The organism is Actinoplanes sp. NPDC051475 (assembly GCF_040689425.1).
In the GTDB taxonomy this organism is placed as follows: domain Bacteria; phylum Actinomycetota; class Actinomycetes; order Mycobacteriales; family Micromonosporaceae; genus Actinoplanes.
This window is the reverse complement of sequence record NZ_JBFAZZ010000006.1, coordinates 316504-328814: the sequence shown is the minus strand read 5'-3', so window position 1 is coordinate 328814 and position 12311 is coordinate 316504. Positions and strand designations below refer to the sequence as shown.

At 74.5% G+C, this 12311-nt stretch carries 11 protein-coding genes; 8 read left to right on the top strand and 3 right to left on the bottom strand.

Going from position 1 to position 12311, the window contains the following annotated elements; all coding sequences use genetic code 11:
• Positions 1-46: 46 nt before the first annotated feature.
• The 3 genes from AB0368_RS15385 (at position 47) to AB0368_RS15375 (ending at position 2405) form a co-directional block, all read left to right on the top strand.
• Entirely contained in the window at positions 47-394 is a 348-nt protein-coding gene (locus tag AB0368_RS15385; protein WP_366154493.1) for a hypothetical protein, read from the top strand.
• Between the two features lie 184 nt (positions 395-578).
• On the top strand, positions 579-1259 hold the full coding sequence (locus tag AB0368_RS15380) for a hypothetical protein (RefSeq protein ID WP_366154491.1): 681 nt from the start codon (positions 579-581) through the stop codon (positions 1257-1259).
• Positions 1260-1364: 105 nt separating this feature from the next.
• Positions 1365-2405, top strand: coding sequence for a phosphatase domain-containing protein (locus AB0368_RS15375; RefSeq protein ID WP_366154490.1), 1041 nt, complete (start codon positions 1365-1367; stop codon positions 2403-2405).
• Positions 2406-2408: 3 nt separating this feature from the next.
• On the opposite strand, the gene AB0368_RS15370 is transcribed toward AB0368_RS15375, so the two are convergent.
• On the bottom strand, positions 2409-2588 hold the full coding sequence (locus AB0368_RS15370) for a hypothetical protein (protein ID WP_366154489.1): 180 nt from the start codon (positions 2586-2588) through the stop codon (positions 2409-2411).
• A 17-nt stretch (positions 2589-2605) separates the two neighbouring features.
• Here AB0368_RS15370 and AB0368_RS15365 point away from each other — a divergent pair, with 17 nt between their 5' ends.
• From AB0368_RS15365 to AB0368_RS15355, 3 genes are read left to right on the top strand one after another with little or no spacing between them, the layout of a single operon-like run.
• Positions 2606-3250: a hypothetical protein gene (locus tag AB0368_RS15365; RefSeq protein WP_366154488.1), complete on the top strand. Its 645-nt coding sequence runs from the start codon at positions 2606-2608 to the stop codon at positions 3248-3250.
• Between the two features lie 21 nt (positions 3251-3271).
• Positions 3272-5944: an AAA family ATPase gene (locus AB0368_RS15360; RefSeq protein ID WP_366154487.1), complete on the top strand. Its 2673-nt coding sequence runs from the start codon at positions 3272-3274 to the stop codon at positions 5942-5944.
• A gap of 35 nt (positions 5945-5979) precedes the next feature.
• The gene (locus AB0368_RS15355) at positions 5980-6504 is read left to right on the top strand and encodes a YceI family protein (protein WP_366154486.1); all 525 of its coding nucleotides are present in this window, start codon (positions 5980-5982) and stop codon (positions 6502-6504) included.
• A gap of 65 nt (positions 6505-6569) precedes the next feature.
• Here AB0368_RS15355 and AB0368_RS15350 read toward each other — a convergent pair whose 3' ends face one another.
• A complete protein-coding gene (locus tag AB0368_RS15350; protein ID WP_366154485.1) occupies positions 6570-8063 on the bottom strand; it encodes a DEAD/DEAH box helicase in 1494 nt (497 codons plus the stop codon).
• A gap of 253 nt (positions 8064-8316) precedes the next feature.
• On the opposite strand from AB0368_RS15350, the gene AB0368_RS15345 reads away from it, so the two are divergent.
• Complete coding sequence (locus AB0368_RS15345; RefSeq protein ID WP_366154484.1) at positions 8317-9159, top strand: sigma-70 family RNA polymerase sigma factor; 843 nt, start codon at positions 8317-8319, stop codon at positions 9157-9159.
• A gap of 67 nt (positions 9160-9226) precedes the next feature.
• Here the strand turns inward: AB0368_RS15345 and AB0368_RS15340 are convergent, their stop codons facing one another.
• Positions 9227-9745 (bottom strand): hypothetical protein, encoded by a 519-nt coding sequence (locus AB0368_RS15340; protein ID WP_366154483.1) that lies wholly within the window; start codon positions 9743-9745, stop codon positions 9227-9229.
• A gap of 178 nt (positions 9746-9923) precedes the next feature.
• Between AB0368_RS15340 and AB0368_RS15335 the strand changes: the two genes are divergently transcribed.
• Positions 9924-12263, top strand: coding sequence for an ATP-binding domain-containing protein (locus AB0368_RS15335; protein WP_366154482.1), 2340 nt, complete (start codon positions 9924-9926; stop codon positions 12261-12263).
• Positions 12264-12311: the final 48 nt, after the last annotated feature.

Genomic DNA, 12311 nt, shown 5'->3' with positions numbered 1-12311 from the left:
CGATGCGATCTGTGCACGGACCTGCGGATCACGGTAAGTTGATCGGGTGGCTGTCGTCGCGCGCCTGCTTCCCCGTCTCTGGGACGGGCGTCGCCTGCTGCAGTTCCTCACCGGCCTGGCGCTGATCGCCCTGGCCTTCGCGGCCCCGGGCCTGGCCGCCGCGCCCCCGCCGCCCGCCCCCGCCGTGGTCGTCACCACCGTCGACGCGCCGGCCCGCGGTGCCGTGACCGAGCGGATCGCCGAGCCGGCCCCGGCCGCGCCCGCCGTCGACCGCGCCCCGGTCGTCCTCTCCGCCGACCGGGCCGAGCCCACGCCGCTCTGCGACCGCCACGCGCCGCGTCCCGCCGGCGTGGTCCAGCGGCCCTTCGCCGGTCGCGGCCCGCCGCTCGCCTGAGCCACCCCGCCCATGCCCGTGCCGCTCACGGGACCGCCGCGTGTGCCCGCACCCGCCGGCGGCCACCGCGGCCCGTGCCGGACGCCGTACGCGTGCCGGCGAAGTCCTTCCCACCACCGAAAGCGATCCCCCCGACGCACGAGAGAAACCGGTGTCAACCGTGGAAACCGCTGCCGTCCTTTGGATGATCCTGTTGCTCGCCGTCGCCGCCGCGACGGCCGCTTTCGCCGTCCCGCGCCGCATGTCGAGAGGCCGTGAGCTCGCGCCGTCGCCGGACGAGGACCGCTACGCCGACCAGGTCGCCGCGGCGGCGGAGCTCGCCGCCGAGACCGCCCTGCGCCGGCGCCTGGCGTGGGAACGCACCCAGGAGGAGGTCGACGAGGCGTGGGCCGCGTTCGACCGGGCCGACCGGGTGGCCCGCCGGTGCACCGCCGCTGCCGCCTTCCCGGTCCTGAGGCAGCGGCGCACCCGGGCCGAGATCGCCGATCGGGAGCGTTTCCTGCACCGCTCAGCGCTGGCCTCCTGCCGCCGCAAGGAATTGTCGATCGGCCAGCTCAACGAGGTGCTCGCCCACCGCGACGGCTGGAATCCCCGCAAGCACCCGGTGGCCCAGGAGACCGCGCTGCGCGCCGCCGTCCGCGAACACCGCTTCGCCGCGTACCAGGCGGCGACCGAACGGGAGCGGGCCGCATGGACGGCGGCCGAGAAGGCCGCCGGGGCCCTGCGCAGCCTCCGTGCGGAGGCGATGGCCGCACGCCTGCGCGCCGGGCGCGACGTGCGGTCCGAGGACACGCCCCGGCGCGCCGGGCAGTGGAGCCCCGCCGAGCCCGTCGCCCGCCCCGCCGCCACCCTGGCCGTGCACTGACTCTCCAGAGTGGACCGCCACCCGTCGTTCACCCGTTGGGGCGCGGCATTCAGGCAGGCCAGGTACCGTCACAGGGGCGTTGACGGAAGACGGCAGGAGGCCGACGTGTCTGGGACCCCGGCGGGCGGGCCGCCCGCCCTGCGGCTGCACCGCGCCGCACGGATCGAGGACGCCGTGCACGAGGTGGTGGAGCGCCGGCTGCGGCAGCGCGGCTGGCAGCCGGTGATCACGGCGTACACCGGGTACGGCGCTCCGGGCTGGGCGCGGGTCATGGCCCGGGTCGTGCTGACCCGGCGTATGCAGGCGCGCAAGAAGCTCGAGAAGGTGCGCGGCTGGCGCAGCTTCACCACGTCGCCGGTGAACAACGCGGCCGTGCAGATCCAGATCGGCGACCAGGTCCACGAGACGCGTACCGACCGCAGCGGGTACGTCGACACCAGGGTCACCGGCGACCTGAAGCCGGGCTGGGGCTGCGTCCGCCTGGTCACCGAGGGGGCGGAGCCGGTCGAGGCGCCGATCCGGGTGGTCGATCCGGCCAGCAAGTTCGGCGTCATCAGCGACATCGACGACACGGTGATGGTGACCGCCCTGCCGCGCCCGCTGCTCGCAGCGTGGAACACGTTCGTCCTCGACGAGCACGCGCGTACGGCGGTGCCGGGTATGGCGGTGCTCTACGAGCGGCTCGTCACGGCCAACCCGGGCGCGCCCGTCTTCTACCTGTCGACCGGCGCCTGGAACGTGGCCCCCGCGCTCACCAGGTTCCTGTCCCGCCACCTCTACCCGGCGGGACCGCTGCTGCTGACCGACTGGGGGCCCACCCCGGACCGCTGGTTCCGCAGCGGGCAGGAGCACAAGCGCAACACCCTGGCCCGGCTCTCCAGCGAGTTCCCGGACACCCGATGGCTGCTCATCGGCGACGACGGCCAGCACGACCAGGAGATCTACTCCGAGTTCGCCCGGGCGCACCCGGAGAACGTCGCGGCGGTCGCGATCCGCCGGCTGTCGCCGACGCAGGCCGTGCTGGCCGGCGCCATCCCCGGGCCGTCGGAGCAGGCGGAGGCGGTCGGCTCCGGCGGCAAGACCTGGTTCTCCGCACCGGACGGCGCGGGCCTGTGGTCGCTGCTGCGGGACGCCGACGTTGTCTGACCGTCAGCTCTCGTCCACCGTTGCGGCAGGACTCTGCCCGGCCTCCGCGACCCGGGCGTGCAACCGCTCGCGGATCTCGTCCGGCGTGTACGCCCGCCGCCTGCGCTCCTGCCGTGCCAGCACCACACCCGTGGCGGCGACCCCTGCCAGCCCGGCCATTCCCGCTACTTTCCACCAACGCATCTGCCGAGGATAGACACGTGGTTGCCGACATCAGTCTCGAAGAGGCCATCGATCTGACGCGTACGGGTGACATCTGGCTGTTTCGCGGCCGCTCCGGACCGGACCGCGCGATCCAGGCCATGACCAACAGCCCGGTCAACCACGTCGGCATGTCCATCGTGATCGAGGACATGCCGCCGCTGATGTGGCACGCGGAGCTGGGCAAGTCGCTGCCTGACCTGTGGTCGGGCACCTTCCAGCGCGGCGTACAGCTGCACGACCTGCGCGACGCGGTGACGGTCTGGGCCCACCGCTACGGCCAGCGCGGCTGGCTGCGCCAGCTGGACCAGCCGGCGACCCCGGCCATGGAGGACAAGGCGCTCAAGACGGTGGCCCGCCTGGACGGCACTCCGTTCCCGTCGACCGCCCAGCTCGCGTGGCGCTGGGCACGCGGCCGGGTGCCGCACCTGAGCCTGCCCTGGCAGCGGGGCGAGAAGACCGACAGCGACCTCGAGACGGCGTACTGCGCCGAGGTGGTCGCGGTGACCTACGAGGACATGGGGCTGCTGCCGCGGGGCAAGCAGCCCAACTGGTACGACCCGGGCCGCTTCTGGAGCGGCGACGACCTGGAGTTGTGCGACGGCCACCGGCTGGGCGACGAGGTAGCGGTCCGCACCCCCTGAGGTGAGGCCTACGCTGTCGGCGTGGGTCTGGTCGCCCGGGTGCCCGAGGTCGTCGCCCTCGACCGGCTGCGCGCCGCCGCAGCCGCCGGGGCGGGCGCTGCCGTGCTGGTCACGGGGGAGGCCGGGATCGGCAAGACCGCCGTGGTGGAGGAGGCGGTCGCGCGGGCCGCGGCGGCCGGTGCCCAGGTGCTCACCGGACGTGCCGTGCCCGACGAGGGTGCCCCCGCCTGGTGGCCCTGGCTGCGCCTGCTCGAGGGCGCGCCCGTCCCGCCGGACCTGCTCACCGCGACGCCCGCCGAGGGGGAGGTGCCGGCCGCGACCCGGTTCCGGGCCGCCGAGCGGACGGTACGGGCCCTGCGCGACGCCGGCCACCTCGTACTCGTCCTGGAGGATCTGCACTGGGCCGACGCCGCCTCCATGGCGCTGCTCAAGCTGCTCTGCGCGGACATCTCCTCGTCGCGGCTGCTCGTCGTCGGCACCGCCCGGGAGGCCCCCGACCTGCCCGGCGCCGAGGTGCTGCGGCTGGAACCGCTCGCGCCCGCGGCCGTGGGAGTCTGGCTCACCGGCCTCGCCGACGGGCCGGTGCACCCGTCGTGGGCCGCCGCCGTGCATCGGCTGAGCGGCGGCAACCCGCTGTACGTCCGGGAGCTCACCCGCCGGCTCGTGCGCGAGGGCCGCCTGAGCCGCCCGGCCGGACCCCTCGACGTGCCCGCCGAACTGCGCCGGCTCGTGGAGCGGCGGATGGCGGACCTCAGCCCGGAGTGCCGCGATCTGCTCGGCGGCGCGGCGGCCCTGGGCGCCGAGATCGACGTGGCGGTGCTGCGCGCCGCCGCCCCGGCGCCCGGTGATGTCGACGACCTGCTCGCCGAGGCCCTCGACGCGCACGTGCTGACCGAGGACCCGTGGCGACCGGCGCGGCTGCGATTCGCGCACGAGCTGGTCCGCCAGGCCCGCTACGCCGGTCTTGCGCGGGGCGAGCGGATCGCCTGGCACCGCCGCCTGGCCGACGCGCTGGGCGAGGGCGCCGAGCCGGCCGAGGTGGCCCGCCACCGCGTGCGCGCGGCGGTCGACCCGGCATCCGTTGCGGCGGCGGTCGGCGCGTGCCGGGCCGCGGCGGGCGCGGCGGCCCGGGGGCTCGACTTCGCCGAGGCGGTGCGCTGGTACGGCCACGCCGCCGAGCTGGGCGCCGACCCCACCGACCGGCTCGCCCGGGCCAGGGCCGCGTACGCCGACGGCCGCCTGGAGGCCGCGGCCGAGGACTGCGCCGCGGTGCTCGACGCCGGTGACCCAGGGCTGGCGGTCGAGGCCGCCCTGGTGGTCCGCGGCGTCGCCACCCCCGCCGTGCTGGTGCTCTGCGAGCGGGCCCTCGCCCTGGCCGGCCGCCATCCGCGCGTCCTGGCCCAGTACGCCTTCCAGCTTGCCGAGGCGGGCGACCTGCGGCGGGCGCACGCCATCAGCGCGGAGGCGATGGCGCTGGCCGAGCGCTCCGGCGACCCGCAGGACCTGGCGGCCGCCGTGCACGCCCGGCACCAGGTCGTCGACCCGTTCGAGACGCCCGCGGAGGCGTACGCCCTCGCCGACCGCGGCTGCGCGCTCGGCCTGCCGGACGCCGAGCTGTGGGCCCGCACCTGGCGCATCGACCTGCACCTGATGGCCGGCGATCAGGCGGCCGCGGACGCCGAGACGACCCGGCTGTCGGCGCTCACCGACCGGCTCGGCTGGCCGCTCGCCCGCTGGCATCTGCTGCGGGCCCGGGCGACGCGGGCCCTGCTCGCCGGGCTCTTCACCGAGGCGGAGCGGCTCGCGCTGGAGGGCCGCGAGCTCGCCGTCCGCATGCAGGACCGGGCCGCCGCCGGCGTCTTCCACGCCTTCACCGCGGATCTGGCACTCCACACCGGACACAGTGCGCGGTTCCTCGACGAGGCACTCGCGCTGCGCGCGGTGATGCACGAGGTGCCGATCGCGGCCGCGCAGTTCGGCCGGGTCGCGGTGGACGCCGGCGCCGTGGAGATCGTGGCGGAGAGCTGGCAATGCCTGCGCCCGGCGCTGGCCGGGCTGCCCGCGGACGGCAAGCGCACCTACATCCTGGTCACCGCCGGGGAGCTCGCGGCCTCCCTCGGCGACCACGAGGCGGCGCGAGAATGCTACGAACGGACGTCGCGGTACGCGCACTTCTATCTGAACACCACGACCAGTTGCTACGGGGCGGTGGCACGGCCGCTGGGCTCGATCGCGTCCCGGCTCGGCGAGCACGACACGGCAGTCGCGCACCTCGAGGCCGCGGTGGCCATGGAGGCCGGATCGCCGCCGTTCCTCGCCCATGCCCGGCTCGGCCTGGCCCGGGCGCTGGCGGCGCGCGGGGCGGCGGGGGACCGGCCGCGGGCCCGTGACGCCGCCGGGCAGGCGGTCGCCATCGCGCGCCGGCTCGGCATGGCGCGGGTCGCGGCCCACGCGCAGACGCTGGTGGACGAGACAGCCGGGGTACGCGCGGGGGCCGGGGCACTGACCGCCCGGGAGAGTGAGATCGCCCACCTCGTCGCCGAGGGGCTCGCCAACCGGGCGATCGCCGATCGTCTCGTGCTGTCGGAGCGGACCGTGGAGACGCACGTGCGCAACCTGCTGGCCAAGCTCGGCCTGACCAACCGCACTCAGGTGGCGGCCTGGATACGTACCGTTTCTCAGCACTGGCACTGAGGCCCGTGCGGCCCGCGGTGACGAGGCTCTGAGGCATGACTGACACCGTGCGCCGCGAGGGCGCGATCACGCCCGGCACCTACCGCATCGACTCCGGCCGCTCGACGGTCCGCTTCACCGCCACCCACGCGTTCGGCCTCAAACCGGTCGGCGGGACGTTCACCGTATGCTCCGGAACGGTGGTCGTGGCCGCCGACCCGGACCGGTCGACGGTCTCGGCCGAGCTGGACGCGGGCAGCTTCACGACCGACGACCCGCGCCGGGACCGCGACATCCGGGGCCGGCGGTTCCTGGCAGCGGAGGCGTTTCCGACGATCGGGTTCCGCAGCACCGGCATCGTCCGGACCTCGCTCGGCGCGCGCATCGACGGCGTGCTCGGCGTGCGGGGCGGTTCGGCACCGATGAGCCTGACCGTGGAGCAGGTCACCCCGACCGTCGACGGCTACCGGTTCCGCGCGACCGCCACGGTCGACCGGGTCGCCGCCGGCGTCAAAGCCGGGCGCGGCATCATCGGGCGGCGCCTGGCCGTCGTCGTGGAATGCTGTGTGACCCGGGCCTGACCGGCGAGGAGGGGTTCACCGTCCTCGCCGGGCAAACGAGTTCTGCCTGGTGAAGGGCCGCCGGGCTAGCGCCCGCGGCGCGCGCCGGCGCGGGTGCCGGCCGAGAACGCGGCGGCGCCGCCGGACTGGCTGGTGTGCACGGGCGACGAGCCCGTGCCGCCGGACCGCCGGCCCCGCGACTGCCCGCCCTGGCCCCGGGCCGGCTGGCCGCCGGACTGGGGGCGTCCGCCGCCGGACTGGCCACGGCCACCGCCGGTGGCGGGTGCGGCCTGGTCGTGGGTCACACCCGCGGGACGGCTCGCCCCGCGGCTCCGGCCCCGGCTCGGACGGCTCGTGCGCGCACCACCACCCGCGCGTGCCGCGGGCTCGTCGGCGACCGGCGCCGAGGGAGCGGTGAAGGTGCGCTCACCCGGTGCGAGCCTGGCGAGCAGGGCGTCGCCCGGCCGCGCTTTCGTGGTCGTCGGCTTGATGCCCGCCTTACGGGTCAGGTCGCGCACGTCGACCTGCTGGTCGTCGGTCATCAGCGTGATCACCGTGCCCTGCGCGCCGGCCCGGGCCGTACGCCCCGAGCGGTGCAGGTAGGCCTTGTGCTCCACCGGCGGGTCGGCGTGGATCACCAGCGCGACGTCGTCCACGTGAATGCCGCGCGCGGCGATGTCCGTGGCGACCAGCGTCTCGGCGCTGCCGTCCGAGAACGCGGAGAGGTTGCGGTTACGGGCGTTCTGCGCGAGGTTGCCGTGCAGCTCGACCGCGGGCACTCCGGCGGCGACGAGCTGACGGGTCAGTGTCTTAGCGCGGCGCTTCGTACGCGTGAACACCACCGTCCGGCCCGGGGCGGCGACCAGGTCGACCAGCACCGGGAACCGGTCGTCGTGGCGTACGTGCAGGACGTGGTGCGCCATCTCGATCGGAGCCTCGGCGGCCGAGTCCACGTGGTGGGTGACCGGCTTGGTCATGAATCGCTTGACGAGCACGTCGACGCCGCCGTCGAGGGTGGCGGAGAAGAGCATCCGCTGGCCGCCGCGCGGGGTGGCGTCCATCAGCCGCCGGACCACCGGGAGGAAGCCGAGGTCGGCCATGTGGTCGGCCTCGTCCAGCACGGTGATCTCGACCGCGTCGAGGCTCGCGTACCCGCTCTGCATGTGGTCGGCGAGCCGGCCCGGGCAGGCGACCAGCACGTCGACGCCCGCCCGCAGGCCCTTGATCTGCGGGTTGGGGCCGACCCCGCCGAAGACGGTCAGCGTGCGCAGACCCATCGCGGCCGCGAGCGGGGCCAGGGTGGCTTCGATCTGGCTGGCGAGCTCGCGGGTCGGCGCGAGGATCAGCGCCCGCGGCCGGCCGGGCCGGCGCGGCGTGCGGGACGCGGCGAGGCGGGCGATGACCGGCAGGACGAACGCGTACGTCTTGCCCGAACCGGTGCGGCCGCGGCCGAGCACGTCGCGGCCCGCCAGGGAGTCCGGCAGCGTCGCGCCCTGGATCGGGAAGGGGGTGGTGATGCCGAGGTCGGCGAGTACCGCGGTGAGCTCAGTGGGCACGCCGAGGTCGGTGAACGAGGACATTGAGATGAGGGCTCCGTACGTCTGAAGGGGTCGTCCTGCCCGGCGCAGACCTCACGGGTCGCGGCGCGTGGTGGTCGATCCATAACGCGGCCCGAGGCAGAACTGGTCGTGACCGCGAGATCAAGTGTACGCGCTCGCCGACCGCAACCCCGCTGCACCCGACTGTGACCCGTCCTGCACCTGGCGGAACGCACCGTTTCTCCTCAGTGCCGGTGTCTCCCCCCGACCCGGCCAGGTACCAGAGGAGACCCCCATGAGCGGTGCTGTTGAGGTCGACCGCCGTCGCGAGGACACCGTACGGGCGCACATGCCGCTCGTCGGGCACCTGGTGCGCGAGATGCTCGCCCGGGTGCCGGCCCACGTGAACCGGGACGACCTGCTCTCGGCCGGGTACGCGGCGCTGGTCGCGGCGGCCCGCGGCTTCGACGACTCCCGTGGTGTGCCGTTCGCCCGGTTCGCGGCGGCCCGGGTCCGGGGCGCCCTGCTCGACGAGCTCCGCGGGCTGGACTGGGCCAGCCGTTCGGTGCGGCAGCGTGCCCGCCGTACCGACTCGGCGCGCCAGGAGCTGACCGCCGAGCTGGGCCGGACCCCGACCGTCGCCGAGGTCGCGGAGCGGCTCGGCTGCTCCGCCGAGGACATCGCCGCGGCGGACGACGACGTCCAGCGCGCGGTGGTGTTCAGCCTCCAGGGCTTCGCGACGGCGGCCGCCGACGACATGGTGACCGAGCCGAGCGCCGGGCCGGAGGAGATGCTGATCCGCCGGGAGCGCCTCGGCTACCTGCGGCACGCCGTCGACGTGCTGCCGGACCGGCTCCGCGCGGTGATCGTCGGCTACTTCTTCGAGGAGCGGCCGATGGCGCAGATCGCCACCGATCTCGGCGTCACCGAGTCGCGCGTCTCGCAGCTGCGGGCCGAGGCGCTGTCGCTGCTGAAGGACGGCCTGAACACCCACCTGGAACCGAGCCTGGCGGGGGCGGACAAGGACGGGTGCGTGGCCCGTCGGCGAGCGGCGTACTACGACCAGATCGGGACCCGCGGCACGCTGCGCGACCGGCTGGCGGTCACCGGACCCGACGGCCTCCCGGTCGCGGCCTGAGCATGCGCGCAAGGCCCGGTCACCGCTCCTGCGTGCGGTGACCGGGCCTCGCGGCGTCTTGCGGGGATCAGGCGTTGGCGCAGGTACCGGCCTTCTTCTGGAGGGCGATGGCCTTGTCGGCGCCCTTGGCGTAGAGCGCCAGGCCCTCCTTGGCCGGCTCGAGCCGCCACGCGTCCTTCTCGTACACCATCGTGTACGACTGCGCGGCGACGAGCTGCTTGGCGATGACGACGGCCTTGTCCGTGCCCTCCATGCGGGCGCTGGTCAGCTGGATGGCGAGGCCCTTGCGCGAGCAGGCCTCGTTGAGCTTGACGTAGTCGGCTTTGCTGATGGCGGCCTTGCCCGCGGCGGTGTACATGTCCCACGCGCCGCCGAAGTCGCCGCCGCTGAAGCGGTCGAACACGGTCTGGGCGGCGATCTTGGCGCCCTCGAGGGTCTTCGGCTGGGGGCCGCCGGCCGCGGCCGCGGCGGCGTTGCCGGCCGGGGCGTCGCCCTCGTCGTCGGAGCAGGCGGAGGTGAAGGCGAGGGCGGCGACGGCGACGAGGATCAGGGCGCCGGCACGCCGGAACGGGTGGTTGTGGTTCATGACCCGGTTCAACCCGGCACCGGCTCGCACGTAACGGCAAGGACCGATGATGACGGATTCCTGACAGTGCCGGATTCGGCCGTAACCGGCGGTCATGCGGTCGCCTGCGAAACAACCATCGGCTATTCTGAGCGTTTCACGCAACAAAAAAGCGACCATAATGGTCGCCGATTTCGGAATGCTACCACGACAGGGAGTGGTTTTGTCAAGCTCCGCCGACGGTACGGACACCTTGCGGAACGATGACATCGAGTCCGAACAGGCCTATCTGACCGCCCTCTATGCACGCCTCGACGAGCTGCGTGACCAGGCAGCAGAGCGGTTGCGTGCCATCCTGCTCGAGGCCGGCGGCACGCCGCAGGGGCGCTCGCAACGGGAGGCCACCCGCAGCCACTGGGCCGAGCAGGTCGCCCAGATGAATGCCGTCGAGAACGGGTTGTGTTTCGGCCGGCTCGACTTCGCGGCCGGCAATCCGCGCTACATCGGCCGCCTGGGAATCTTCGCCGAGGACCGCGACCGCGACCCGCTGCTGATCGACTGGCGCGCACCCGCCGCACGGCCGTTCTATCTCGCCACTGCGGTGTCCCCCGAAGGGGTCACCCGCCGCCGCCATCTGCGGACCAAGGGCCGCGGCCTCACCGGGATCGACGACGAGGTGCTCGACCTCGGCGCCGCTGCCGCGGGCGGGCGCGAGGACGTCACCGGCGAGGCGGCCCTGCTGTCGGCGCTCACCGCCGGCCGCACCGGCCGGATGCGCGACATCGTCGAGACCATCCAGGCGGAGCAGGACGAGGTCATCCGGTCCGGCCTGGCCGGCGTCATGGTGGTCCAGGGCGGCCCGGGTACGGGTAAGACGGCCGTCGCGCTGCACCGGGCGGCGTACCTCCTCTACACCCACCGCGCCCAGCTCACCCGGCAGGGCGTGCTGATCCTGGGTCCTAACGCGACCTTCCTGCGCTACATCTCCCAGGTCCTGCCGTCGCTGGCGGAGACGGGCGTGCTGCTCGCCACCCTGGGCGACATGTTTCCGGGGGTGACCGCACGCGCGAGCGAGCCCCCCGCGACCGCGGCGCTGAAGGGCCGGCTCGCCATGCTGGACGTGCTGGAGCGCGCGGTGGCCGACCGGCAGACCGTGCCGCTCGACCATGTCGTGGTGGATCACGAGGGCTATCCGCTGCGCATCGAGCGGGCCGTCTGCGAGGACGCCCGGGCCGCCGCCCGAGCGTCCGGCAGGCCGCACAACGTGGCCCGCCAGTTGTTCGTCACCGAGGCCATCCACGCGCTCTCGCTGCAGATCGCCGAGCGGATCGGCGCCGACCCGCTGGGCGGCGACAACCTGCTGGAGGAGGCCGACCTGGCGGAGACCCGCCGGGAGCTGCGCGAGGACGAGGACGTGCAGCGGGCGCTGTTCGAGCTGTGGCCGGTGCTGACCCCGCGGCAGGTGCTGCGCGACCTGCTCAGCGATGCCGACCGGCTGGAGTCGGCGACGCCCGAGCTGAGCATCGACGAGCGGGCCCTGCTGCTGCGGGACCGGTCCGCGCGCTGGACCCCGGCCGACGTCCCGCTGCTCGACGAGCTCGCCGAGCTGCTCGGTGTGGACGACACCCTCAAGATGCGGGCCGCGGAGCGTGAGCGCCGGCAGGCGGTCGAGTACGCGGAGGGCGTGCTCGAGATCGTCGCGGGTTCCCGCTCGCTCGACTTCGAGGACGAGGAGGAGGAGATCCTCTCCGCGGTCGACGTGGTGGACGCGAGCGCCTTCGCGGAACGGCACGAGGTGGTCGACACGCGGAGCACCGCCGAGCGGGCCGCCGCCGACCGCGCCTGGGTCTTCGGCCACGTGATCGTCGACGAGGCGCAGGAGCTGTCGCCGATGGCGTGGCGGCTGCTGATGCGGCGCTGCCCCAGCCGGTCGATGACCGTGGTCGGTGACGTGGCGCAGACCGGTGAGCTGTCCGGGACGACGACCTGGGACCAGGTCTTCGAGCCGTACGTGGGGCAGCGCTGGCGGCTCGCCGAGCTGACGGTGAACTACCGCACGCCCGCCGAGGTCATGACCGTCGCCGCGGACGTCCTGGCCGCCGTCGACCCGTCGCTGCAGCCGCCGCGGTCGGTGCGGGAGTCCGGCTGCCTGCCGTGGGCGACCCGGGCGGGCCCGGACGAGCTCGCCGCCGACCTGGTCGCGGCGGTGCGTCAGGAGGTGGCCACGGTGCCGGACGGCCGGGTCGGTGTGCTGGTGCCGACCGCCCTCGAGGGGCCGCTGGGCGACGCGCTGACCGCGGCGATCCCCGGCGCGGCCGTGGGGGAGCAGCCCGACCTGCGCAACCACGTCGTGCTGATGACCGTACGGGAGGCGAAGGGCCTGGAGTTCGACAGCGTGCTGGTGGTCCAGCCGGACGAGATCATCGCGGAGAGCCCGCGGGGGCTCAGCGACCTTTACGTTGCGGTGACCCGGGCGACGCGGCGGCTGGGCGTCCTGCACACGGCGGACCTGCCCAAGGTGCTCAACGCCCTGGTCTGAGACGGCAGAAGGGCCGGCGCGCGGCGCCGGCCCTCTTGCTACGGACGA